This window comes from Streptomyces sp. NPDC104761 (assembly GCF_055583445.1).
This window is the reverse complement of sequence record NZ_JBVJNZ010000011.1, coordinates 222,582-247,204: the sequence shown is the minus strand read 5'-3', so window position 1 is coordinate 247,204 and position 24,623 is coordinate 222,582. Positions and strand designations below refer to the sequence as shown.

Annotated in this window: 21 protein-coding genes, 1 tRNA gene and 1 pseudogene; 8 read left to right on the top strand and 15 right to left on the bottom strand. The window is 71.8% G+C overall.

The features are described 5' to 3' along the window. Positions 1–101: 101 nt before the first annotated feature. The 8 genes from ACZ63F_RS28515 to ACZ63F_RS28480 form a co-directional block, all read right to left on the bottom strand. Positions 102–1,745, bottom strand: coding sequence for a long-chain fatty acid--CoA ligase (locus ACZ63F_RS28515; RefSeq protein ID WP_469715191.1), 1,644 nt, complete (start codon positions 1,743–1,745; stop codon positions 102–104). A 178-nt stretch (positions 1,746–1,923) separates the two neighbouring features. Next, positions 1,924–2,499 (bottom strand): SigE family RNA polymerase sigma factor, encoded by a 576-nt coding sequence (locus ACZ63F_RS28510; protein WP_403428316.1) that lies wholly within the window; start codon positions 2,497–2,499, stop codon positions 1,924–1,926. 169 nt (positions 2,500–2,668) lie between these two features. Next, positions 2,669–3,835 (bottom strand): lipid-transfer protein, encoded by a 1,167-nt coding sequence (locus tag ACZ63F_RS28505; RefSeq protein ID WP_469714983.1) that lies wholly within the window; start codon positions 3,833–3,835, stop codon positions 2,669–2,671. Continuing rightward, positions 3,832–4,281: a MaoC family dehydratase gene (locus tag ACZ63F_RS28500; protein ID WP_469714981.1), complete on the bottom strand. Its 450-nt coding sequence runs from the start codon at positions 4,279–4,281 to the stop codon at positions 3,832–3,834. Before ACZ63F_RS28500 ends, ACZ63F_RS28505 begins: the two co-directional genes overlap by 4 nt. Continuing rightward, positions 4,271–5,383, bottom strand: coding sequence for an acyl-CoA dehydrogenase family protein (locus tag ACZ63F_RS28495; protein ID WP_469714979.1), 1,113 nt, complete (start codon positions 5,381–5,383; stop codon positions 4,271–4,273). The genes ACZ63F_RS28500 and ACZ63F_RS28495 overlap by 11 nt, the downstream gene beginning before the upstream one ends. A 1-nt stretch (position 5,384) precedes the next feature. Beyond that, positions 5,385–6,377 (bottom strand): bifunctional MaoC family dehydratase N-terminal/OB-fold nucleic acid binding domain-containing protein, encoded by a 993-nt coding sequence (locus ACZ63F_RS28490; RefSeq protein ID WP_469714977.1) that lies wholly within the window; start codon positions 6,375–6,377, stop codon positions 5,385–5,387. Beyond that, a complete protein-coding gene (locus tag ACZ63F_RS28485) occupies positions 6,361–7,530 on the bottom strand; it encodes an acyl-CoA dehydrogenase family protein (protein WP_469714975.1) in 1,170 nt (389 codons plus the stop codon). The genes ACZ63F_RS28490 and ACZ63F_RS28485 overlap by 17 nt, the downstream gene beginning before the upstream one ends. Before the next feature lie 227 nt (positions 7,531–7,757). Next, positions 7,758–8,075, bottom strand: a complete 318-nt coding sequence (locus tag ACZ63F_RS28480) for a hypothetical protein (RefSeq protein ID WP_469714973.1) — start codon at positions 8,073–8,075, stop codon at positions 7,758–7,760. Positions 8,076–8,436: 361 nt separating this feature from the next. Here ACZ63F_RS28480 and ACZ63F_RS28475 point away from each other — a divergent pair, with 361 nt between their 5' ends. Together ACZ63F_RS28475 and ACZ63F_RS28470 are read left to right on the top strand one after the other, a co-directional pair. After that, the gene (locus ACZ63F_RS28475; RefSeq protein WP_469714971.1) at positions 8,437–9,312 is read left to right on the top strand and encodes a bifunctional DNA primase/polymerase; all 876 of its coding nucleotides are present in this window, start codon (positions 8,437–8,439) and stop codon (positions 9,310–9,312) included. Positions 9,313–9,481: 169 nt separating this feature from the next. Next, positions 9,482–9,925 (top strand): hypothetical protein, encoded by a 444-nt coding sequence (locus ACZ63F_RS28470; protein ID WP_469714968.1) that lies wholly within the window; start codon positions 9,482–9,484, stop codon positions 9,923–9,925. Between the two features lie 342 nt (positions 9,926–10,267). Here the strand turns inward: ACZ63F_RS28470 and ACZ63F_RS28465 are convergent, their stop codons facing one another. Then, complete coding sequence (locus ACZ63F_RS28465) at positions 10,268–11,158, bottom strand: GNAT family N-acetyltransferase (protein ID WP_469714965.1); 891 nt, start codon at positions 11,156–11,158, stop codon at positions 10,268–10,270. Between the two features lie 269 nt (positions 11,159–11,427). Further along, positions 11,428–11,637, bottom strand: a complete 210-nt coding sequence (locus tag ACZ63F_RS28460; RefSeq protein WP_469714962.1) for a hypothetical protein — start codon at positions 11,635–11,637, stop codon at positions 11,428–11,430. A 380-nt stretch (positions 11,638–12,017) separates the two neighbouring features. Between ACZ63F_RS28460 and ACZ63F_RS28455 the strand changes: the two are divergent. After that, positions 12,018–12,145: pseudogene (locus ACZ63F_RS28455) on the top strand (GntR family transcriptional regulator); the annotation flags it as partial. Positions 12,146–12,264: 119 nt separating this feature from the next. On the opposite strand, the gene ACZ63F_RS28450 reads toward ACZ63F_RS28455, so the two are convergent. The 3 genes from ACZ63F_RS28450 to ACZ63F_RS28440 all read right to left on the bottom strand — a co-directional run bounded on the left by ACZ63F_RS28450 (position 12,265) and on the right by ACZ63F_RS28440 (position 16,257). Next, positions 12,265–13,896 carry a hypothetical protein gene (locus tag ACZ63F_RS28450; RefSeq protein WP_469714959.1) on the bottom strand — a complete coding sequence of 544 codons (1,632 nt, stop codon included), beginning with the start codon at positions 13,894–13,896 and terminating at the stop codon, positions 12,265–12,267. Between the two features lie 740 nt (positions 13,897–14,636). Next, positions 14,637–14,721, bottom strand: a tRNA-Ser gene (locus tag ACZ63F_RS28445). 60 nt (positions 14,722–14,781) lie between these two features. After that, a complete protein-coding gene (locus ACZ63F_RS28440; protein WP_469714957.1) occupies positions 14,782–16,257 on the bottom strand; it encodes a S1C family serine protease in 1,476 nt (491 codons plus the stop codon). Positions 16,258–16,513: 256 nt separating this feature from the next. On the opposite strand from ACZ63F_RS28440, the gene ACZ63F_RS28435 reads away from it, so the two are divergent. From ACZ63F_RS28435 to ACZ63F_RS28425, 3 genes are all read left to right on the top strand, one after another. Then, positions 16,514–17,341, top strand: coding sequence for a glycerophosphodiester phosphodiesterase (locus ACZ63F_RS28435; RefSeq protein ID WP_469714955.1), 828 nt, complete (start codon positions 16,514–16,516; stop codon positions 17,339–17,341). 222 nt (positions 17,342–17,563) lie between these two features. Next, positions 17,564–18,202 (top strand): ATP-binding protein, encoded by a 639-nt coding sequence (locus ACZ63F_RS28430; protein ID WP_469714953.1) that lies wholly within the window; start codon positions 17,564–17,566, stop codon positions 18,200–18,202. 211 nt (positions 18,203–18,413) lie between these two features. Further along, complete coding sequence (locus tag ACZ63F_RS28425) at positions 18,414–19,403, top strand: DUF5926 family protein (protein WP_469714951.1); 990 nt, start codon at positions 18,414–18,416, stop codon at positions 19,401–19,403. 267 nt (positions 19,404–19,670) lie between these two features. On the opposite strand, the gene ACZ63F_RS28420 is transcribed toward ACZ63F_RS28425, so the two are convergent. Further along, positions 19,671–20,222, bottom strand: coding sequence for a hypothetical protein (locus ACZ63F_RS28420; RefSeq protein ID WP_469714949.1), 552 nt, complete (start codon positions 20,220–20,222; stop codon positions 19,671–19,673). A gap of 54 nt (positions 20,223–20,276) precedes the next feature. Continuing rightward, positions 20,277–20,951: a bifunctional DNA primase/polymerase gene (locus ACZ63F_RS28415; protein ID WP_351956885.1), complete on the bottom strand. Its 675-nt coding sequence runs from the start codon at positions 20,949–20,951 to the stop codon at positions 20,277–20,279. Positions 20,952–21,626: 675 nt separating this feature from the next. On the opposite strand from ACZ63F_RS28415, the gene ACZ63F_RS28410 reads away from it, so the two are divergent. Continuing rightward, positions 21,627–23,012, top strand: coding sequence for a PP2C family protein-serine/threonine phosphatase (locus tag ACZ63F_RS28410; RefSeq protein WP_469714946.1), 1,386 nt, complete (start codon positions 21,627–21,629; stop codon positions 23,010–23,012). Between the two features lie 133 nt (positions 23,013–23,145). Continuing rightward, positions 23,146–24,615: an aminopeptidase P family protein gene (locus ACZ63F_RS28405; RefSeq protein ID WP_469714944.1), complete on the top strand. Its 1,470-nt coding sequence runs from the start codon at positions 23,146–23,148 to the stop codon at positions 24,613–24,615. The last annotated feature ends 8 nt before the right edge of the window (positions 24,616–24,623 follow it).

The following is a 24,623-nucleotide window of genomic DNA, read 5'->3' as shown; positions in this document are numbered from 1 at the left end:
CGCGGCCGGTCGCGCCCACGCGGCGGCAGCCGCACATCGGCTGCCGCCCCGCGCCCCTTTCGGGGCGCCTCAGTGCGGGGCGCTCAGAAGCTGAGGACAGCTCACAGGCTGGTGACGTCCAGGTCGCCCTCGGCGTACCGCCTCCTGAGCACCTTCTTGTCGAACTTGCCGACGCTCGTCTTCGGCACCGCCTCGATCACCGTCCAGCGCTCGGGGAGCTGCCACTTGGCGATCTTGCCCTCCTCGGCGAGGAAGACGCGCAGGGTCTCGAAGGTGGCCGTGGAGCCCTCCCGCAGGACGACCGTGGCCAGCGGGCGCTCGCCCCACTTCTCGTCCGGTACGGCCACCACCGCGGCCTCGGCGACGTCCGGGTGGGACATCAGCGCGTTCTCCAGCTCGACCGAGGAGATCCACTCGCCGCCGGACTTGATGACGTCCTTCGCCCGGTCGGTGAGGGTGAGGAAGCCGTCGGGGGAGATGGTGCCGACGTCGCCGGTCTTCAGCCAGCCGTCCGCGCTGAACTTGTCCTCGGGACGCAGGGGTTCGGCGTCGGGGCCGTTGTAGTAGGCGCCCGCGATCCAGGGGCCGCGCACCTCCAGCTCGCCCGCCGACTCACCGTCCCAGGGGAGGCGCTCGCCGCCGGGGCCGCTGAGCCGGGCCTCGACGCCGGCCGGGAAACGGCCCTGGGTGAGGCGGTAGGCGAACTCCTCCGCGGTGCCGACCGCGTGGGACGGCGGGCGGGAGACGGTGCCGAGCGGGGAGGTCTCGGTCATGCCCCAGGCGTGGCAGACCCGCATGCCCAGCTTGTCGAAGGCCGTCATGAGGGAGGGCGGGCAGGCGGCGCCGCCGATGGTGACCTGGGTGAGGGAGGAGACGTCCCGGGGGCGGGCGGTGAGCTCGCCGAGGAGGCCCTGCCAGATGGTGGGGACCGCGGCCGCGTGCGTGGGGCGCTCGCGCTCGATCATCTCGGCGAGCGGGCCGGGCTGCAGGAAGCGGTCCGGCATCAGCAGATTGACGCCGGTCATGAAGGTGGCGTGCGGCAGGCCCCAGGCGTTGACGTGGAACTGCGGCACGACGACCAGGGAAGTGTCCTGGTCGGTCAGGCCCATCGACTGGGTCATGTTGACCTGCATGGAGTGCAGGTAGATCGAACGGTGGCTGTACACCACACCCTTGGGGTCGCCGGTGGTGCCGGAGGTGTAGCACATGGCGGCGGCCCGGCGTTCGTCGAGCTCAGGCCAGTCGTAGCCGGTCGGCTTGCCCGCGAGGAGCTCCTCGTACTCGTGCACGGCCACGGTCGCGCCGGCGAGGAGGGAGCGGTCGCCCGGACCGGAGACCACGAGGTGCTCGACGGTCGGCAGCTTGGACAGCAGGGGCGCGATCATCGGCAGCAGCGAGCCGTTGACGAGGACGACCTTGTCCGCCGCGTGGTTGACGATCCAGACCAGCTGCTCGGCGGGCAGGCGGAGGTTGAGGGTGTGCAGGACCGCGCCCATGGAGGGGATCGCGAAGTAGGCCTCGGTGTGCTCCGCGTTGTTCCACATCAGGGTGGCCACGCGGTCGTCGCCCTGAACCCCGAGGTCGTCCCGCAGAGCGTGCGCCAGCTGGGCGGCGCGGTCGCCGATCTCGGCGAAGCTGCGACGGTGCGGCTCACCCTCGCCGGTCCAGGTGATCACCTGTGACGTGCCGTGGACCCCCGACCCGTGGGTCAGGATCCTTGAGATCAGCAGCGGTACGTCCTGCATGGTGCTCAGCACGGCGTCCTCCCGGGGGCGACATTGCCTACTCGGTGGTGAAGGGGCTGCGCTGATTCTGCTCACATACCAAGTGGTATGTCACTAGGAGAAAGCCAACAAAGCCTGTTCGGACGCTTCGAACACCGCGGGCGCTCCGGCAGTTCAGGACGTCCCGAAGGGCGGCCGGTCAGCGTGCGAGGTCCAGCTCCGGGTCCTCGCGCAGCTTGCCCAGCGCACGCGACACGGCGGACTTCACCGTGCCCACCGAGACCCCGAGCACCTCGGCCGTCTGTACCTCGCTCAGGTCCTCGTAGTACCGCAGCACCACCATCGCCCGCTGCCGCGCCGGGAGTTTCATGATCGCCCGCCACATCGCGTCGTGCAGCGCCTGCCGTTCGGCCGGGTCGTCCTCGCCGGGCACCGGCTCGGGCTCGGGCATCTCGTCGCAGACGAACTCGTCGACCCGGCGCTTGCGCCACTGCGAGGTCCGGGTGTTGAGCAGCGCCCGGCGCACATAGCCGTCGAGGGCCCGGTGGTCCTCGATCCGCTCCCAGGCCACGTAGGTCTTGGCCAGCGCGGTCTGGAGAAGGTCCTCGGCATCGCTCGGGTTCGCGGTGAGCGACCGGGCGGTGCGCAGCAGGACGGGCTGGCGGGCCCTGACGTACGACGCGAACGACGGGTAGGAGGGGCGGGCGTACGGGCGGGTCTGCCGCGCCGAGACAGCGGCGGCGTCCGAAGCGCTGGTGCAGACGGGTGTGGTCATGGCTCCACGCTATGAGCGGCCGGTGTCACCGCGGATCGGCCGCAGGTCCCGAAGCCGAATCCCCCTCAGGTTGTAGGGGTGGGGCTGCCTACACCTCCTGAAGGTGGAGTACGGGTGTGGAACTCCTGCGGGTTTACCCCTGAGGGAGGAGGACCCCGGGGGTCCGGCCTCACCCGTCCGAGGTCAGGACCAGCCCGGACGTCGGTACGCCCGTGCCGGCCGTCACCAGGACCCGCTCCGCCCCCGGTACCGGGTTCACGGCGGTGCCGCGCAGTTGCCGCACCCCCTCCGCCACCCCGTTCATCCCGTGCAGGTACGCCTCCCCCAGCTGGCCACCGTGCGTGTTCAGCGGCAGCCGCGCCCCGGCCACGAAGTCCGCCGCCTCCCCCCGCCCGCAGAACCCGAACTCCTCCAGCTGCATCAGCACGAACGGGGTGAAGTGGTCGTACAGGATCCCCACGTCGATGTCGGCCGGGGCCAGTCCGCTGGTGCGCCACAGCTGGCGGGCCACCACGCCCATCTCCGGCAGCCCGGTCAGGTCGTCCCGGTAGAAGCTGGTCATCTGCTCCTGGGCCCGGCCGGCCCCCTGCGCGGCCGCCGCGATCACCGCCGGCGGATGCGGCAGGTCGCGCGCCCGCTCCACCGACGTGACGACGAGGGCCTGGCCGCCGTCCGTCTCCTGGCAGCAGTCCAGCAGCCGCAGCGGCTCGACGATCCAGCGGGAGGCCGCGTGGTCCGCGAGGGTGATGGGGCGGCCGTGGAACCAGGCGGCCGGGTTGGTCGCCGCGTACGCGCGGCCGGTCACCGCCACCGGCCCGAACGCCTCCGGGGTCAGCCCGTACGTGTGCAGGTAGCGCTGCGCCGCCATCGCCACCCAGGACGCGGGGGTGAGCAGCCCGAACGGCAGCACCCAGCCGAGCGCCGCGCCCTCCGCCGACGGCTCCCGGTGCTGCACACCCGAGCCGAAGCGGCGGCCCGATCTCTCGTTGAAGGCGCGGTAGCAGACGACCACCTCGGCGACCCCGGCCGCGACCGCCAGCGCCGCCTGCTGGACGGTCGCGCAGGCCGCGCCGCCGCCGTAGTGGACGCGGGAGAAGAAGGAGAGCTCGCCGATCCCGCAGGCCTGCGCCACGGTGATCTCCGGGCTGGTGTCCATCGTGAACGTCACCATGCCGTCCACGTCCGCCGGGGCCAGCCCCGCGTCGTCCAGCGCGGCCCGCACCGCCTCCGCCGCCAGCCGCAGCTCGCTGCGCCCCGAGTCCTTGGAGAACTCGGTGGCCCCGATGCCGACGACCGCCGCCCGCCCGCCGAGCGAGTCCCGGCCGCGCACGCTCATGAGTCCGCCTCGTCGGTGAGGGTGACGGTCACCGTGGCCTCGGCGAACGTGAGGGTCACCGTGCCGGTCACGTGGTTGCCGAGGCCGTTGGCGCCGACCACCCGGACCGTCGCCGTCCCCCGCTCGTCGTCCAGTTCCTCGATCCGGCCGGTCAGCACCATCGTGTCCCCCGGGTAGTTGGGTGCGCCGAGCCGGATGGCGACCCTGCGCAGCTCTGCCGCCGGACCGAAGTAGTCGGTCACGTACCGGCCGACCAGGCCGTTCGTCGTCAGGATGTTCATGAAGATGTCCGGCGAGCCCTTCTGCCGGGCCAGTTCGGCGTCATGGTGCACGTCCTGGTAGTCCCGGGAGGCGATCGCCCCCGCCACGATCAGCGTCCGCGTGATCGGGATCTCCAGCGGCGGCAGCTCGGTGCCCACGCCCGGCCGGGTCGTCTCAACTCCCACTCGCGATCAACTCCCCCAGTTCCTGGAGCACTTCGCCCCCGCTGCCCAGATACGCGTCCAGTTGCCGGCCCCACAGGAAGTGCCGGTGCACGGGATGGCCGACGTCGGCGCCCGCGCCGCCGTGCAGGTGCTGGCCCGTGTGCACGACCCGCTGCCCGGCCTCGGACGCCCACCAGGCCGCGGTCAGCGCGTGCGTGGCGTACGGCAGACCGGCGTCCCGCCGCCAGGCCGCCTCGTACGCCGTCACCCTGATCGCCTCGGTGTCCATGTGGGCGTCGGCGGCCCGGAGCTGGACGGCCTGCCGGGTGGCGAGCGGGCGCCCGAACTGCTCGCGGGTGTTGGTGTGGGCCACGGCCCGGGCGAGGGAGCCCGCGCAGACGCCCGCCTGGAGACCGGCGAAGGCGGTGCGGGCGGTGGCCAGGACGTCGGCGTAGACGTCGGGGCCGGAATCCGGGCCGGGACCGGAACCCAGGATCTCGGCGGGGGCCTCGTCGAGGGTGAGCCGCCCCGCCGACCAGGGCGCGGTCAGCTCGATCTCCTCGATGCGGGTGTGGGTGCGGGTGCCGGTGTGGGTGCGGGTGCCGGTGTGGGTGTGGGTGTGGGTGCGGGTGCCGGTGCCCTCGCCGAGCGGCACCAGCCACAGCCGCCGGCCGGCGTCCGCGACCAGGACGTGGGTGGCGTCCCGCAGCCACGGGACGACGGGGACGGTGCCGCTCAGCCCGCCCCGCGCGCACGGCCGTACCCCCCGCTGGGCGGGGAACGCCCCGGCCACCACCACCGAGCCGTCCCCGATCCCCGGCAACAGTCGCGCCCGCTGGTCGTCGGTGCCGTGCGCGGCGATCGCCAGCTGTCCGTACACGCAGCTCGCCGCGTACGGCACCTGGGCCGTGGTACGCCCCTGTTCCTCCAGCAGGAGCACCAGCCCCAGCAGGCCCAGCTCCGCGACCGCGGCGACCAGTCCCGCCCCGCACAGCGCCTTCCACAGCTCCGGGTCGCTGCCGGTGCCGGCCGCGCGCAGCCGCTCGTGGGTGGCGAGGTCGGCGAAGATCCGCGCGGCGAGGTCACGGGCCTCGGCCTGGTCCTCGGTGGGCGCGAAGTCCATGTCAGGCCTCCACGCCGGGAGCACCGGAGGCACCGGAAGCGGAAGCGGAAGCACCGTACTCGCCGGAAACGCCGAGGGCGCCGAGCGTGTCGGCGGCCCGGAAGACGGGCAGGGTCGCCCCCCCGCCCTCGTCCTCGTACCGGCGGAACTCCACCCGTACCGGCAGCCCGATCCGCACCTTGTCGTACGGCACCCCCACCACGCTGCCCACCATCCTCACGCCCTCGGCGAGTTCGATCAGGCCGACCGCGTATGGCGGGTCGAAGGCAGGGAAGGGCGGGTGGTGCATCACGACGTACGACCAGACCGTGCCCTCGCCGGACGACTCGACCGTGTCCCAGTCGAGGGAACCGCAGGCGTTGCAGCCCGGCAGCCAGGGGTGGCGCAGGGTGCGGCAGCCGGTGCAGCGCTGGATGAGGAGCCGCTCCCCGGCCACGCCCTCCCAGAAGCCGGCGTTGTCCCGGTTGACCACCGGACGGGGGCGCGGCGGAGCCTTGGCCGGCCGCCCCGCGGGCGCGTACTTCAGGACGCGGAGGCGGTGGACGCCCACCAGCTCCTCGCCGATCCGGATGTCCGTGCGCGTGGTGACGAAGTAGCCCGTGCCCAGCTTCGTCGTCTTCCGCGCGGACACCGACTCGATCACCGTGTCGAAGACCAGCTCGTCGCCCGGCCGCAGCGGGCGCAGGTACTCCTGCTCGCAGTCGGTGGCGACGATCGAGACACAGCCCGCCGCGTCGAGCAGGGCGGACATCTCGTCGTACGCGCCGGTGCGTGCCGGGTTGCCGGAGAGGCCGCCCATCGTCCAGGCCTGGAGCATGGTGGGCGGGGCGATCGCGTCGGGCCCCTCGTACGCCGGGTTCGTGTCGCCCATCGCCTCGCACCAGTGCCGGATCATGGGCAGGTTGACCGGGTCCCTGCCGGTGCCCGCCCGGGAGGCCGGCTGCCCCTCGTACGCCTTGAGCCGCGCCCCCAGCTCGTCAGTCCCCCCGGCCACGGCCACCCCTCCGCATCCCGAGCCGCATCGTCGCGACGATCTCCCGCTGCACCTCGCTCACCCCGCCCCCGAACGTGTTGATCTGCGCCGCCCTGTTGAGCCGCTCCAGCTCTCCGTCCCCGAACACCCCCGGCGAACCGGACCGGACCAATGCCGCCTCGCCGACGATCTCCTGACACATGCGATACGTCGCGACTGCCGATTCCGTTCCCGCGAACTTCACCCCGCTGGCCTCCGCGGGGGCCAGCCGGCCCGCCCCCGCGTCCCCCACCAGACGCCAGCTGAGCAGGCGGTTCGCCGCCAGTCGGGCATGCGCCTCGGCCAGTCGAAGACGAATCCACGGCTCGTCAACGCGGCGCCGGCCGCTCACCGGATCGGGGGTACGGGCGGCGGTGAGCGCGGCCGCGTAGAAGTCCTCGGCCTGCATGCCGGTCGCGGCGAGGGCGACCCGCTCGTGGTTGAGCTGGTTGGTGATGAGCGACCAGCCGTCGTGCTCGGCTCCGACGAGGCTGCCGGCGGGGACGTGGACGCCGTCGTAGTACGTCGCCGTCGTGATCTGCCCGCCCACCGTCTCGATCGGCGTCCAGGAGAACCCGGGCGCGTCCGTGGGGACGAGAAGGATCGAGATGCCGCGGTGCCTGGGCGCCTCGGGGTCGGTGCGGCAGGCGAGCCAGATCCAGTCGGCGTGCTGGGCGCCCGAGGTGAAGACCTTCTGCCCGTCGATCCGCCAGCCCTCCCCGTCCCGCACCGCCCGGGTACGCAGCGCGGCAAGGTCGGTGCCTGCCGAGGGTTCGCTGTAGCCGATGGCGAAGACGAGCTCGCCGCGGAGGATGCCGGGCAGGAAGCGGGCCTTCTGCTCCGCGCTGCCGTACTTCATCAGCGTCGGTCCGACCGTGTTCAGGGTGACCATCGAGACGGGGGCGCCGGCCCGGTACGCCTCGTCGAAGAACACGAACTGCTCGTCGGCGCCCCGCCCTTGGCCGCCGTACTCGACGGGCCAGCCGAGACCGAGAAGTCCGTCCGCGCCGATGCGGCGCAGCAGGGCACGGCGTTCGGCGGGGTCGTCGGGGACGGGGGACGGGATCAAGGAGGCGAAGTAGGCGCGCAGTTCGGCGCGCAGCCGCTGCTGGCGTTCGGTGGGAGCCAGATGCATGGTTTCTGACTGTCCGTCAGATATGGCTCACTGTCAAGGTCGAGAGGAGGGCGACGGGCGGGCGGCAGGAGGCCGACAGGGGCCGACAGGAGGCGACAGGAGGCGGCAGGGAGCCGAGGAGAGTGCCCGAAGGAGGCGGAAACGCCTGCGCGGCGGCGCCGAAGCACCGCCGCGCGGACGCACTGCCCATCCCCACAGACCACACCCCACCAGGGCTCAGACGGGGCTTACCACAGCCGGGTGAAGTGGACGGCGACGTTGTCGTTGCCCTGCTGGATCGCGGTCCAGGCGGAGTGGTTGACCTGAGCGGTGTTGCTCTGGTTCGAGGCGCCGTTGCCCACCGCGTTCTGCTGGGTGGTCGAGGAGTTGCCGTTGTTGTTGTGGCCGACCCCGCTGCCGATGATGCCCGCCGTGCCGGCGTTGGCGCTCGATCCGCTGCCCGCGATGGCGCCGTTGTCCGCCGCCGCCACACCGGCGAAGAGGGCCGCGGCGAGCGGAAGGGCGGAGACGGCGGCGAGAACGCGGGCGGTACGGATGCTTGCCATGTTGTTTCCTCTCAGAGCCCGGCTGTGCCGGAGGTTCGTCAAGTAAGCCTGTTTACCGGGCAGTTGGCCGACCGCTCCGGTGGTTGTCTTCGACGTCGCGAGACCAGAGTTGCCCACCGAATCCCCGGCGAACCACCCCGGAAGCCCTCATTCGCCCTCAAGCGTGATGACAAGTCGATAAACCCCTTTCGCCACCTTTGATCGACTTCCGCCCCAGCAGTGACCACTCCGGACAACCACCCCCATCAGGCCTCCCAAGGGGAAAATCGTTCCGCTGCCGATCCGCGCCCAGAACTCCGCCCCCGGCGTGTCACACCGGCACCCCCTTCCTTTTTTCGAACGCACGTACGAACATGGATGCATGGCCACCACCGATCGGCAGGCCACGACGCTGGCCCTCGCACACGCCCTGTCAGCCGCCGAGCGCGGCCTGGCCGTCATCCCCCTGTCCCGCACGAAGCTCCCCGCCCTGCGCTCCCCGCACCGCCACGACCCCGACGCCGCACTCCCGCCCTGCCACGGCGAGTGCGGCCGCCCCGGCCACGGGGTGTACGACGCCACCACCGACCCGACCCGCATCCGCGAACTGTTCGCCGCGGCACCCTGGGCGACCGGCTACGGCATCGCCTGCGGGCTGCCCCCGCACCGCCTGATCGGCGTCGACCTGGACGTGAAGGGCGGTACGGACGCCACGGGCGCCCTGCGCGAACTGGCCCTGCGGCACCTTTTCACCATCCCGCCGACGGTCGTGGTCCTCACCCCGAGCGGCGGGCGCCACCTCTGGCTGACCGGACCGCCGGACACCGTCGTCCCCAACTCGGCCGGCCGGCTCGCCCCCGGCATCGACATCCGCGGTGCCGGCGGCTACCTGGTCGGCCCCGGCTCCCGCACCGAGCACGGCGTCTACGCCACCGCCCCCGGCACCGAGCACCTGGTCCCCGCGCCCTGTCCCCCGTCCCTGCTGCGCCTCCTGCTCCCGCCGCCCCGCGCGCCGCACCCGGCGACCCATCCCTCGGTCGGCAACCGTGGCCAGGGCCTGGTCCAGTTCGTCCTCTCCGCCCACGAGGGCCAGCGCAACACCCGCCTCTTCTGGGCGGCCTGCCGCGCCTACGAGAACGGCATCGGCCGCGCCCTGCGAGCTCCGCTGATCGACGCGGCGGTCCACACGGGCCTCACGGAACAGGAGGCCCGCGCGACGATCGCGTCGGCGGCCCGCATGACCGGCCACCGGCCCTGAGGCTCCTTGAGCGGCCTTGAGAGGCGAGAGGCGAAAGGCGAGAGGACCCATGAGGCGGCCCCATGAGGCCGAGAAGCCCTGAGGGGACCTGCGGGGGTCCTGCGGGGGTCCTCAGGGGCCCTGAAAAAACCGAACGCACCCCGGCCGCGCCCCCGCCTAACCTGCCCCCATGACCCTGACCCGTGTCGTCCTCACCTCCGGCCGCGTGATCGGTCTCTCCCACCTCCGGCTCTCGTCGACGTACGGCGGGCTGCTGGAGGGTTATCCGCACCAGGCCCTCAACGACCGTCGCATCACACGCATGGTGGCCGCGGCCACCGCCGAGTACCCGCACACCCCGACCCATCTCGTCCCGCCCCCGCGCGAACACCCCGACGACGCCCGCGCCGCCCGCGTCGGCCCCTTCGGCCCGGTGGAGATCCTGCCGCCGGTCACCTGCATCGGTCTGTTCGATTCCGCACCCGTCGCCACGGACATCGACCCGGTCCTGCACGGCTCGGCCCTCACGATCGTCTGGTTCCAGGCCACGCCTCAGCCACCGTCGGGCCACGACGCGGACCAGGGGCTGCGGGAGGTGGCCTGGGAGGAGCTGGCGGAGGACTACGAGATCTGAGGGGCTGATCTCTGGTATCCGCGTGCCGCCCGCCGCGACTTGGGAATGCCGCGGCAGCTACGAAAGATGCGCGGACGCAGACTTTCGGGAACTGGTCCGGGCGGGGTCCGGGACGGCCGCACCCGCCTCCACGTCGTCGACGAGCGGCTGCGCACCGTGGGGGAGCCGGGGACGTTCACCCTCAGCGTCGGCTGCGCCTCGGACCGCCTGCACCAGCGGATCTCCCTGACCTGTCCTGACCCGCCGCTCCGTCCCCGGGCGCCATCTACCTGCTCGTCAACCGCCGCGAGTTCATGGAGACGACCGACGACAGGCAAGGGGAGAAGCGCATCAACGACTGGCTCACCGGCTGATCCCCGCTGCCGGCGGGGCTGCCGAGAAGTCGTATCCGGACCACTCGCTGAGCCGGACGAACCCGAGGCGCTGGTAGAGGGCGTTGCTGACGGGGTTGGACAGGTCCGCGAACAGGACGACGTCGTGGGCGCCCGCGGCCAGCGCGGCCCGGCTCACCTCCGCCGTCACGGCCGCCGCGTAACCGCGGCCGCGCAGGTGGGCGGGGGTGTAGACGACGTCCACCTGCATCTGGCCGCCGATCAGCGGATTGAGGCCCGCGACGGAGACGGGAGTGCCGTCCGGGGTCTCCCAGAGCGTGTAGGTCTTGTCGGCGAAGCGCGTCCCGGCCCAGGTCCCCGCGTCGATGACCACGTCCTCCCCGACGGCCTTGGCGAACTCGCCGCACCAGAACATGGTCTCTTCGAGGTCCTGCTCGCCCAGGACGCGGCCCCGGCCCGCCGGCAGCGGGTCCGGCGGAGTGAGCGAGCCGAGGCGGTACAGGCTCAGCCGCGTCTCCCGGAGCGTCGGCGTCGCGCCGGTGCGCCGCTGCCAGGCCTCGGCGAAAGCGGTGGCCGTGCCGTGGTCCGCGCTGACGGAGGGAACGGAGTCCCCGAGGTCGGCCAGCCGGTCGGCGAGCGAGTCGGCCTGCTCGGGCGTGAGCGGGGAGAGGCCGAACCCACGGGGCGGGAGGCGGTAGCAGGTGGCGTGCACCTCACCGCCCCGCTCCAGCATCCCGAAGACGGGAACGCCGGTGCCGAACGCCTCCGCCCCCCGCGCCCGCACCCTCTCGGCCCACGTCGACTGCATGACGTGCGGGCCGGGACGCGAACGCAGGAACTCCCCCGCGCGGGCGAGGAATTCGTCGACATCATGGGTCAGGTACCAGTCGGATGAGCGCATGCCCCATGCCCTACCACTCCGGCCGCGAGGCCAGTCGGACCCCGCCGGACACGGTGACGAGCGCACACCCCGTTTCAGCCACCCGAGACGAAGCATCGCCGAAGAGGAAAGCGCAGGTCGCGAAGATCTCCGACAGGACCCGTGACAAGAAGAAGCAACCGCCCATGACCAAGCCCCCTACCAGCGAAGATCCGCGGGTAGGGGGCTCGTCGCCGTGGACGCCGATCGGCGGTCAGGCTGCCGGTAACGGCGATCTGGCGGTTCGACGATCAGAAGGAGACGGTGACGCCGACCTGGTGGTACTGGCCGACGGTGTCCAGGACCCCGTCCTTGACCGCACCGAACTGAGTCACGAGGTCCGAGCTGCTGACCGCCGTGGGGCCGGCGACGATGCCGACCTGCGGGCTCAGGCCGCCGGAAACGGCGTCGAGTTCGGCGTCAGGGATTTCAAGGGTCTGAACCTGGGGAGCGGAGTTCATGATGAAACTGCCCTTCGTATGGATGTTCCACAAGGGGGGAGCGGCCAAGCTGGGGATTGCCGATGGGCCGCGACCGCAGGCCCGCGCCATCCGTTTCCGGACGTCTTGGCGCGATCCAGGCGGTGCGAAGGATCAAATCACGGAGCGTGCCCGGCATCCAGTCACTCACTGCTCTCAGCAGGGCAGTTGGAACGGTCGACTACTCATCCATGCGCGCATGCACACGAATTGAGGGCAGCTTCTCTACATGGAGCCGCGCACAGGAAACCGACAGCCATTGCCACGACAGCTCCGACCCGGACAACTCCGCACCAACCGAATGCCCCCGTGCCGCAGTTGCGCATTCGCTGTGGAGATTCGGCCACCTATGCATCCGCGTGGGTGTCGTGAACCGCATGGCCGCCATCGGGATCACCGTGAGCCACGCCGTGGAGCAGCCCGAGCCCCCGGGCAGGCCACGGCCGAGGAAGCCTCGCTCCTCGGCGTTCAGAAGGCCGCTCTCGTCACTCGTCAGCCGGCAGCCGACAGCACCCTCGGGACATGATCCGGGGCCCTCGGGCCGTGCCCCAGTCGTGCCCCTCACGTGCCCTCGCCGCCGGGTCACCCGCCGTCGGACGGGAGAAGCGGTCAGCGTACGTCGACGTAGTCGCCGGCGGACGTGCTGTTCAGGTACGCACTGGTCGCCGTGTACGCGGCGCTCCAGGTGCCGTCCTGCTTCGCGGTGAAGGTGAGGGTGAACCTGCCGTCCTTGCCCGTGGTCACGGTCGCCATACCGGTGCTGGTCCTGCCTCCGGCGACGCGGAAGCGGATGGTCACGTGCTGGCCGGACACGCCCGTCCACGTGGAGCCGTTCTGGCGCTGCAGGGTCCCCGTCACGGTCAGGGTCCGGCCCTTGCGCACCGGCTCCGGCGAGGCGTTGAAGCCGGTGATGCGGGTGACCGCACGGGTCAGGTGCACGACGCCGGTCGTGGTGGCGGTGGCGTCCGCGGTGCCGGGGTAGTACAGGCGCAGGTAGCCGGTGGGCTTGTGCAGCGTCTGCCAGGCGTCGAAGGCGCCCGTAGCGTCGGGGGTCACCGTCGCCACCGTCGTCCAGCCGGTACGGCCGTCCGCCGACTGCTGGAGCTGGACGCGGCCGGCGGGCAGCGGGCCCGCCGAGGCGCTGAGGCGGCCCTTGACCCGGACCGCCCCGGCACCGGTGAAGGTGTGGTCGGACCAGGCAAGGGTGGAGTGCGAGAGGGCGTGCAGGGTGGCCTGCGCGTTGCCGCCTTGGAGGAAGGCGAAGCCTCCGACGCCCGCCGTCCAGCTGGTGTCACCGGTCACCGTGGCGAGCGTCTCGCTGAACCGGCCTCCGGTGCCGAGCTCGTAGGCGTGGGTGCCGTTCGGGCCGGTCAGGAGCACCTCGGTGTCGTGGTCGGCGGCAGGCAGCGGCGTCCAGGTGTCCGTCGTCGGGCTCAGGTACTGCGCGGTGCCGCTGACCGTGTAGGAGCGGCCGTACGCGGCGGTGTCCGCCGCCTTGTCGAAGACGACCCGGGTCGGGCTGGTCGTCCTGGACACCTGTACGGGGTCCGTGCCGACCGTCTGGTCGTCCTGCTGCACCGCGTACACGTACACGGAGTTACGCACGGGGGCGGTGACCTGGTAGCTGCCGTCGGCCTGGACGGCCGCCCCGATCTCGTAGGGACTCGATCCCGCCGACCGTGTCCCGGTGAGGTACACCTCGCTCCCGGTCCAGCCGGGGGTGGTGGCTCCGGTGGCCGGATCGAACGTCGACACCTTCCCGGTGGCGGTCACCGTCTGGTGCTCGAAGTCCACCGTGGTCCGGTCCAGGGCGGTGTCGGTGAAGACGGGCACGTCCTCGTAGCGGACGACACCCCGGCCGACGTAGGTCGGGTGGTCACCGTCCGCGTCGGCGAGGTCGACGGTGGTGTCGTAGACGCCGTGGGTGCCCAGGGACATCCGGTCGGAGCTGCGCCACGTGCCCTCTTCCGTGGTGCCGGAGACGAGGCTGAACCCGGTGACGGTCGTCACCGGCCGGTCGCCGGAGACGCGCAGGGTGAGCTGCGCGGTGATGGAGCCGGCGTCGATCGCGGTGTCGGACGTCGCGTGGAACTCCAGGTAGCCGACGTCGTCCGGGTCACCTCCGACCGAGGAGACGACGGGCAGCACGGTGTCGGCGGTGTCGGCGAAGGCGGGGCCGGCTGCCGGGATGCTCACCAGGGCGGCGATGAGCGAGAGCGGTGCGATGAGAGGCCGACGCACAGGGGCTCCAGAGGAATCGTCGAGACTCGGAAACGTACAGGTCAACGGACGAGGCAACGAACAAGCCAACGAACAGGTGGCCGATCATCGCACGGGCCCCGCAGGCTCTCGCGGGGGGCCCAGGTCGTCGGGACGGCGACACTGGGGACCCTCGCCAAGCAACACATGAAGACCCAGGCCGCCGACCGCAGCCACACCCTCACCTGGAGGCAGGAGCCCCGCCCCACCCTCAACCACGCCCTGGCCTTCGAGGGCACCTGCCGCAACTGCGGTGCCACCGTCACCGGCATCGGGGACGTCCACCGGTCGCCCCGGCATCGGCATCGGCATCGGCATCGGCAAGTCCAGGCTCGCCGATCCCGTTCACGGCTGGTGACGCAGTTCTTACCGGCACCCCGGCACCTGTGACGTTCAGCGATAGTTGCCCATGCGCAGTGCTGCTTGGCCAGCGGACCGTTGTTGAGCGCCACGCGCTGACCAGCGGGGTCATCAGCATCGCTGGCCGTCTATCGCTGGACGCCAGAGCACCCCGCCGCTCAAGGTGGCCAGGAGCACTCCAACGACCTGATTTCCCGCGCGCTCGACGAGGGGGAAAGGTCCTGAGTCTGGCCCACGGATGGCCCATACGCACTGGTCAACGCTGGGATATGCGCGAGAAAGGGTGAGACAGGTCGAACGCGAAAGGGGTGCTCCGGAGACCGGTGCACCCCTTCTGACCAGCACCTATGCTGACCTGCGTGCGGTGGGTGTGGGATTTGAACCCACGGTGACTCGCGCCACGACGGTTTTCAAGACCGTTCCCTTAGGCCGCTCGGGCAACCCACCCCGCGCCGACCGAGATCGGTGCGGGGAACAGAGTAACCGGTTCGTGCGGGCGGGTGGGGGTCAGTTGTCGCCGACGCGGGAGCCGAGGGTGACGGTGACCGTGTGTTCACTGCCGCCCCGCTTGTAGGTGATCTCGACCTTGTCTCCGGGCTTGTGGGTCCAGATCTCGCCGATCAGGGTCGGGCCGCTGTCGATCACCGAGTCGTCCAGCTTGGTGATGACGTCACCGGGCTTGAGGCCGGCCTTGTCCGCGGGGCCGCCCGACTCGACCGCGGAGGAGCCGCCCGAGCCGGAGTCGGTGATCTGCGCGCCGCCGGTGCTGTCCTCCAGCGACACCGACGCGCCGATCTTCGCGTAGACCGGCTTGCCGGTCTTGATCAGCTGCTGGGCCACGTACTTGGCCTGGTTGATCGGGATGGCGAAGCCGAGGCCGATCGAGCCCGACTGCCCGGTGCTGCCCAGGCCGCCGCTGGACGCGGACTGGATCGCGGAGTTGATGCCGATCACCGCGCCGGAGGCGTCGAGCAGCGGGCCCCCGGAGTTGCCCGGGTTGATGGACGCGTCGGTCTGCAGGGCGCTCATGTACGACGCCTTGCTGGTGGAGCTGCCGTCGCTGGAGGCGACCGGGCGGTTCTTGGCGCTGATGATGCCCGTGGTGACCGTGTTGGACAGGCCGAAGGGGGCGCCGATCGCGATCGTCTCGTCGCCGACGGCGATCTTGTCGGAGTCGCCCAGGGCGAGCGGCTTCAGGTCGGACGGCGGGTTCTTGAGCTTGATCACCGCGACGTCGTAGCCCTGGGCGTGACCGACGACCTCGGCGTCGTACTTCTTGCCGTCCGGGAACGTCGCGGTCAGCTTGCCGCCGTCGAGGGAGTCGGCGACCACGTGGTTGTTGGTGATGATGTGGCCCTGCTTGTCGAAGACGAAGCCGGTGCCGGTGCCACCCTCGCCGTTGGTGCCCTCGGACTCGATGGTGACCGTGCTGGGCAGCGCGTTCTGGGCGACCGCCGCGATGGTGCCGGCGGCGCGCTTGACCTGGGTGGCGCCGCCGCTGGAGGTCGCGGAGATGGTCGTGGAGCCGCTGTCGTCGTTGTTCTTCGCCAGCGTGTAGCCGAGGCCGCCGCCGAGGCCGCCCGCGACCAGCGCGGCCACCAGGACGGCGGCGATCAGACCCCCGCGCCCGCTGCCCTTCTTCGGCGCGTGCTGCGGCTGCTGGAACGGCTGGTGCTGGTACTGCTGGTGCTGCTGGTGCTGCTGGTCGTACGACGAGCCCCAGCCGCCGCCGGCGCCCGCGCCCGGGTCCGCGTAGGAGGGGGTCGCGGGGGGCGGCGGCGGCCAGGAGGCGTCGGGGGCCTGCGGTGCGGGCCCGTAGGGGTCGCTCGCGGGCGCGTTCTGGGGCGTCGGCGGGATCGGGGCGGTCGGCGCTTCCCCACCGTCGGACGCGGCTGCCTGCGGCGAGGCAGCGGGAGACGACGGCGGCACGGGAGGTGCGGACGGGGCCGGGGGTACCGGGTTGCCCTCGTTCTCGGTGCTCACAGCTTCTCTCCTCGGTCCACGGCTCTTCTTCTCGGTCGCACTCGGTCACGCTCTTTCACGCTTGCTGTCGGCCGGCGCGATTCGGCTGTGCATGTGCTTTTGTATGCCGTCAGCTTTTCCCACAGGCCGTCAGAGCACCATAAGCGGTGGCTGTGGGTACACGGACAACCTTTATATAGTGCTTGTCCGACAAAAGTTCTCTTTACCGGCATCCGTGATGCCCCCAGCCACCCCCGCTCGGTGGCACCATGTCGCGGTGACCCACGCACCACAGCATCGCATCCAGGTCGTCGCGCACCGCGGGGCCTCCGAGTACGCCCCCGAGCACACGCTGGCCGCGTACCGGAAGGCCATCGAGGACGGCGCCGACGCCCTGGAGTGCGACGTACGCCTGACCGCCGACGGCCACCTGGTGTGCGTCCACGACCGGCGGGTCAACCGTACGTCCAACGGCCGGGGCGCGGTCTCGGCCCTGGAGCTGGCGGACCTGGCCGCCCTGGACTTCGGCTCGTGGCGGAAGAGTCCGGCCTGGCGCGGGCGGGACGAGGAGCCCGACTGGGAGTTCCGGCCCGAGGACCGCGCGGACACCTCGGTACTGACGCTGGAGCGGCTCCTCGAGCTGGTCGCGGACGCGGGGCGGCGGGTGGAGCTGGCGATCGAGACCAAGCACCCCACGCGGTGGGCGGGGCAGGTCGAGGAGCGGCTGCTGGTCCTGCTCAAGCGGTTCGGGCTGGACGCACCGGCCACCCCCGAGGAGTCGCCGGTGCGGGTCATGAGCTTCTCCGCGCGGTCGCTGGCCCGGGTGCGGGCGGCCTCGCCGACGCTGCCGACCGTCTATCTGCTGCAGTTCCTCTCGCCCCGGCTGCGCGACGGGCGGCTGCCGGCGGGGGTCCGGATCGCGGGCCCCTCGATCCGGATCGTGCGCAATCACCCGGCCTACGTCGAACGGCTGCAGCGCAACGGCCACCGGGTGCACGTCTGGACGGTGAACGAGCCGGAGGACGTGGACCTGTGCGTGGAGCTGGGCATCGACGCGATCATCACCAACCGGCCGGCGGCCGTGCTGAGCCGGCTGGGGCGTTGAGCGGGACGCGGGGCGGCGCCTCGGGACCGTCCTGACCAGGGCTCAGATAAAGAGTCGAGTAAGGACACCTCGCAGCCCTTGACCCGACAGCCGGCTCACAGCATCCTCACTTCTCGGCCACACCAGCGAAAATCAGCCACACGTAGCCATATCTGGGGGATAGGGCGACGACCCGTGACAGGGAGTGCTCCGGCGCGTTCGGCGCGTATTCGTCCGTTGCGAATGCGTCACCGGGCATTCATTGGCCGGTTTCCGGTTCAGGCCAATGGGGCATCCACACCGTGGCGTGGGGCAAAGGAGGTCTCGGGGGTGGCGTTGGTGGTGGCACAGGAGGTGCCCACGTCGTCGAGCATGGCCGTACCCCATGGCCCTGCGGGCGTGGGGAAGGCGAGACACCGGATGCGCGACCAGTTGCGCACGGGCGGTCTGTCAGAAGCGGTCATCGACGATGCCGTACTGATCCTTTCCGAACTTTTGAGCAATGCCTGCAAACACGGGCGCCCCTTGGGGGACGCGCTGGCCGGAGACGGCGACGTCCGGGCCGCCTGGCAGGTGGACACGCGCGGCCGGCTGATCGTCGAGGTGACGGACGGCGGCGGCCCGACCCGCCCGGCCCCGATGACCCCGTCGGTCACGGCGCACGGCGGCCGCGGGCTGAACATCATCACGGCCCTGGCCGACGACTGGGGCGTCCGGGACGACGCCCGGGGCGAGGTGACCGTCTGGGTCGTGGTCCACAAGGACGTGGGCGGTCCGGGCACCCGGGACCGCCGCGACGCCTTCGCTCCGCGCATCACGGCACCCCCCGTCCCGGAGATGGCCGACCTGGACTTCGCGGACGCGTTCGACGACCTGGACTGAATCGCCGCCGGTCCGGACCGGCGCGGCTCCGTCGGCCCGGACCGAGCCCTCGGCGACCGGGACCGGACGGATGCGCGACGGCGCCTTCGTCCACAGGACCACGCGCCGGACGGTCCGCGGCGGCGCCGTTGTCCACAGGTTCCCGTGATCCAGGGCGTGAACGGCTAGGCTCCCGCCCGTACCAGACGAGCCGTAACCGGGAGACACCCAGATGGCCAAGAAGCGACCCCAGACGACGGCCACGCGGCCGCAGCCCGGCGATGCCGCCCGCGCCGAAGGCGCTGATGTGAACTATCCGGTCGTCGGTGCCCGTGAGCCCTGCCCCTGCGGCAGCGGCCGCCGCTACAAGGCCTGTCACGGCCGGGCCGCGGCGCACGCGGCGACCGAGCTGGTGCACCGCCCTTTCGAGGGGCTGGCCGGTGAGGGCGACTGGGTGGCGCTGCGTGAGCTGGTCCCCGCCGCCACCGTCGAGCTGACCCTGAAGGACGGTCTGCCCGAGGGCGTCCCCTCGGTCACGCTCGCCACCGTGCTGCCGATGGCCTGGCCCGCGCTGCGCCGCGACGACGGCGCGGTCCTGCTCGGCCTGCAGAACGACACGGCCTCCGGCGACATCAGCCGCGACCTCGCCGACACCCTCCAGCGTGCCCTCGCCGCCGAGCCGGGCACCCCGGTGCAGGGCCGCCGCGCCCCCGCCGACAGCCCCCGGCTGCAGGACCTGCTCGACCCGAAGGGCCCGTTCGAGCCAGTTGTGCACGACGGCTTCGAGTTCTGGGTGCAGGACGCCGAGAACGCCACCCCGGACGTGACCGCCTCCCTGGAGCGGGCCAACGCGGCGGCCATCCCGACGGTGAAGCTGACCGGCGTCGACTCCGCCTACTGGTGCGAGACGCCCGAGAAGAACCACCTGCGGTGGGTCATGCCGTACCCCGAGGAGCAGCTTCTGGACGCTCTCGCGCGACTGCACGCGGCGGGCCGGGCCGGCCTCGGCGAGGGGACCCGGCTGGTCGGCTCCTTCCGTGCCCACGGCCTCACCGTGCCGGTCTGGGACCTGCCGAGCGGGGTCGGCGCCGAGGACGTGGAGAAGCCTGCCGCCGAGTTCGCCGAGCGCCTCGCGACCGCGCTGGCCTCGGAGGCACCCCTCACCGCGGACGAGCGGCGGGCCCGCGGCGGACTCACCAACCGACAGGTGACGCTCAGCTGACGGTCAGCCGGCGACGGGCGCGGGCACAGGGTCGCGGCTGACCGGTCGGTCAGCCGCTCCAGGCCCGTCGACTCGGGTGACTCCTGTCACAACTTCCCTACGCGGCAAGCAGATACGTGTCCGAATAGCCGAGATCGAATTTGCGAACCGCCGATCTCTTGTTACCGTCTCAGTAGCCCGGTTGCTGGTGCATCCCCCGTCGCCAGCAACCGGGCCCTTTCATGCCCGCGCCGGTGTACGGACGCCAGTGGATCGCCAACTCCCGTGTCAGCGCTGGGAGTTGCTCACGGCGGAGTCCCCCGCACCGGTGTCCCCCGAGTTGCTCGCGGAGCGCAGCAGCAGCGGGCCGTCGCCGTCGCGCGCCGCGAACTCCGTGACGGCCGTGTAGGCGTCCAGCGCCCCCCGGGTCTGCTCCCGGGGCGTCTCACAGGTGGCGGGCTCGTCGTCGGCGGCGGCGTCGGCGGCGCAGTGCGTCTGCACGGTACGGCCGTTCGGGCCGAGGAGGCTCAGCACGCTCTCGAGGGCCGCGCCGGTGGCGTTGCGGTAGTAGGTGCGCGCCCAGGTGTCCGCTCCCTGGGCCATCACGCAGGTCTGCGCCTCGACGCCGTCGGGCGAGGTGAGTTCGGGACCGCAGCGGGCGGCTGTGGCGAGACCCAGGCCGAGCACCAGCGGGGACCGGACGGGCACCGGCAGCTTCTCGTCGTCGTGCCGGGCGGCGGGTACGGCGGCGTCGCCCACCTGTCCCGCGGACGCCACGGCCAGCGGCAGCGCTACCGCGCACACCATGACGCCCGCGAGGGCGAGGAGACGCACGTTCATGTGCGGAGGGTAACCAGACGGACGCGACAAGCCGGGTTTGCGCGCCCGACACCCCTACAACTCGGGTGCGCTCACACCCGTACGGGTGAGGGCGTCGACCACGGCGTCCACCACGGCCTCCACATCGGGCACCCAGGGCTTGGCCGAGCCGGGCAGCGGGGCCCGCTCCCAGCGGATGGCGCCCTGGCCGGTCTCGGAGGGCGGCAGGGCGAGATAGCCGCCCTCGCCGTGGAAACGGAGCGAGCCGGGGACGAAGTCCTTGGCGTAGAGCAGCTCACCCAGCTGCTCCATGGAGTACGGCTTGACCAGCAGCGCCCAGCGGGTGGGCGCGGCGACCACCGGACCGAGGCGCATGCCACGGCGGTCGAGGAGGGTGAGGGCGCGGGAGGCGGCGAGGGCCGGCAGGCTGACCGCGCAGGGCGCCTTGCCGCCGGCGGCTCCGGTGGCGAGGACGATCGGGGCCGTCGGCCGGTTCCCCCACCACCAGCGCACCATGCGCTCGTCGGTGGTGGCGGCGAGCAGGCCTGGGTCGAAGGGGTGTGCACCGGGCACCGTGCACTCGGGGTCGGGACACGCGCACCGGGCCCGCCCCTGAGGGTCGGGAGCCACGCCCGGGAGTACGGGCCACTGCCATTCCGTCGCGAAGGTCAGGGCCGCGCCGAGAAGCTCAGGCCCCTTGTCGTTCCGCCTGGACAGGAGCCTGCGTCGCCTTCCGAGGATCTCGCGCATGAGCGCTCGTTCCTTTCCGTTGCACCGCTGGCAACACCGTGGACCACATCACACCATGTGTCGATCACTTCACTGTGCGTACCTGTTGGCGCATCACACCCCTGCGCTGAGCAAGGGGAACCCCACCGGGGTCGAGCGGGGGCCGCGCCCGCGTTCACAAGAACTGCGTCGTACTGCTCGTACCGCGTACTGCTCGTACTGCGTCTCGTACTGCGTCTATCAAAAGCACGGCCACGGCGTGGGGGTGGCGAAGTCTGGCGTTTTGCCGTTCCGAGTGTTTCTCTCCGCCTCCGCCACGGGAGGATGGGGCACGGTCGTCGGTGGTTAAGACGCCCGGGTCCGTCGCCAGGTTCCGGGTGGTCCCCAACCACCCCTGGCCTTCACCGAGTACGTACCCATCACGACCGCTGTGACGCTCCGTGGAGCAAGGCCAGTCGACCGCAATGAACCGTTGCCCGAGTCAGTTTTAAGCCAACTTTGCCTTTGTGCAAGTGGTCCGGAAGACCCCTTCGAGAACATCTCAAGGGGCCCACGGACACCAGGAATCCCAGCAGGACAATGCTGGACATCCCCTCACGAGTGCGTGTACATGTGGAGACACCGCCGGCGGCGCAGAAAGACATGGGGGTTTGCGATGCTTTTGAGCAATACGCACAGGTCTGAAAGCCGGACGCGATGAACGCGCCGCACCCTCCGAAAGTGGCTGGAATCGATTCAACGGTCCCCACTCCGGCACACACTGTCCCGCCGGTCCCCCCCGCCCCGGCCGCACCTGTGGTTCCCAAGGCCCCCACCGCCCCGGCACCCGGCACCGTCCTCCAGGACCGGCTGGCCGGCTGGGTCTCCGACCTCACCACCCTCCACGAACTGACCGAACGGCTCGCCCGGACCGACGCGCTGGAGCAGGCCCTCCACGAACTGCTGCGCGCCGGTGCCGCCCTGGTGGGCGCCCGGCGCGGGGTGGCGGCGCTGGAGCCCGCCGACGGGCTGGGCCCGCACACCACGCTCGGCCTCGGGCTCGGCCGCGCCGACCTCGGCCACCTGGAGACCGTCCCGCGCGGCGCGCTGCCGTACGACACCGGTACCGCCGCCGAGACCGCGCACCCCGACCTGTTCGCCGAGGACGGCCTCGACCCACGCCACCGCGAGGTCGCCGTCCGCCTCGGCTACGCCGCCAGCTACGCGCTTCCCCTCGGCACCGGCGTCGCCGACCGCCTCGGCTCGGTCGCCTGGCTGTACGACGAGCCGGCCCAGCCCGACGAGCGCCGGCGCCATCTGGCCGGCCTGTACGTCAGGCACGCGGCCGCACACCTGGCCAGGCTGCTGGAGGTCGAGCGCACGCGCGCGTGCATGGCGACCATCGCCGAGGAACTGCTCCCCTCCCGGCTGCCCCGGGTGGCCGGTGTCCAGCTCGCCGCCCGGCACCGCACCGGCCCGCGCGGCGGCGGCGACTGGTACGACGCGCTGCCGCTGCCCGACGCCGCCCTCGGCCTCGCCGTCGGCTCGGTCACCGGCTCCGGGCCGAGCGCGGTCGCCGCGATGGGCCGGCTGCGCGCCTCGCTGCGGGCGTACGCGGTGATGGAGGGCGAGGACCCGGTCGCGGTCCTCTCCGATCTGGAGCTGCTGCTGCGGCTGACCGAGCCGGCCCGCTCCGCCACCGCCCTGTTCGCCTACTGCGAGCCCGCGCTGCGCAAGGTCACCCTCGCCGGCGCAGGGCACAGCCCGCCGCTGCTGATCGGGGAGCACCGCACGCAGTTCGCCGAGACCTCGGTGTCCGCACCGCTCGGCATGCTCGCCTGCTGGGAGGCGCCCAGCGTGGAGATCGAGGCGGAGGCCGGCGAGACCGTGCTCCTCTACACCGACGGACTGCTGCACCGCACCGGCGACCCCATGGACCGCGCCTTCGCCCGGCTGCACACCGCCGCCGCGAGCGTCCCGCGCGCACTGCGCCGCGACCCCGGCGCGATCGCCGACCACGTCCTGCGCACGGTGCTGCCGGACGGCCTGGACGAGGCCGACAGCGAGGAGGACGTGGTCCTGCTGGCGGCCCGCTTCGACTGACCGGTCAGTCAACAGGACGGAACACGGCGCAAGCGCACGCACCTCACACGGCCGCGGGCCCCGAGTCCCTGGGACGCCGTCCGGTACGACCGTACGATGGACGGGATCCACTGCAGTGTCGAGGAGGATAACCGTGTCCGACGAGCTCACCCCGGAACATCCGGAGACCCCGGAGACCGAGTCGGAAGAGCCGATCAAGCAGCGCAAGAACGGCCTGTACCCGGGCGTGTCCGACGAGCTCGCCGAGAGCATGAAGTCCGGCTGGGCCGACACGGAGCTGCGCGATCTCCAGCCCGTCGAGCAGGCCGGGCACACCGCCCGCCGCCGCGCCGAGCTGTCCGCCCGCTTCCCGGGCGAGCGCCTGGTGATCCCGGCCGGCAACCTGAAGACCCGTTCGAACGACACGGACTACCCGTTCCGGGCGTCCGTCGAGTACGTCTACCTGACCGGCAACCAGACCGAGGACGGCGTACTCGTCCTCGAGCCGAAGGACGACGGCCACGTGGCCACCGTCTACCTGCTGCCCCGCTCCGACCGTGAGAACGGCGAGTTCTGGCTCTCCGGCCAGGGCGAGCTGTGGGTCGGCCGCCGCCACTCCCTCACCGAGTCCGAGGCGCTCTACGGCATCCCCGCCGCCGACGTGCGCGAGCTGGCCGACAAGCTCCGCGAGGCCACCGGCCCGGTGCGGGTCGTCCGCGGGTACGACGCCGGCATCCAGGCCGCGCTGACCGACAAGGTCACCGCCGAGCGCGACGAGGAGCTGCGGGTCTTCCTCTCCGAGGCCCGGCTGGTCAAGGACGACTGGGAGATCGGCGAGCTGCAGAAGGCCGTCGACTCCACGGTCCGCGGCTTCGAGGACGTCGTGAAGGTCCTCGACAAGGCCGAGGCCACCAGCGAGCGCTACATCGAGGGCACCTTCTTCCTCCGCGCGCGCGTGGAGGGCAACGACATCGGCTACGGCTCCATCTGCGCGGCCGGCCCGCACGCCTGCACGCTGCACTGGGTCCGCAACGACGGCCCGGTGCGCTCCGGCGACCTGCTCCTGCTGGACGCCGGCGTCGAGACGCACAGCCTCTACACCGCCGACGTCACGCGCACGCTGCCGGTCAACGGCACGTACAGCGAGATCCAGAAGAAGATCTACGACGCCGTGTACGACGCCCAGGAGGCCGGCATCGCGGCGGTGCAGCCGGGCGCCAAGTACCGCGACTTCCACGATGCCGCGCAGCGGGTGCTGGCCGAACGGCTCGTCGAGTGGGGGCTCGTTCAGGGGCCGGTGGAGCGGGTGCTGGAGCTGGGCCTGCAGCGCCGGTGGACGCTGCACGGCACCGGGCACATGCTCGGGCTGGACGTCCACGACTGTGCTGCCGCGCGGACCGAGACGTATGTGGAGGGCGTCCTGGAGGCGGGGATGGTGCTGACCGTCGAGCCCGGGCTGTACTTCCAGGCCGACGACCTGACCGTGCCGGAGGAGTACCGGGGGATCGGCGTCCGGATCGAGGACGACATCCTCGTGACGGCCGACGGGAACCGGAACCTGAGCGCTGGGCTGCCTCGGCGGTCGGACGAGGTCGAGGCCTGGATGGCCTCGCTCAAGGGCTGACGGGTGTG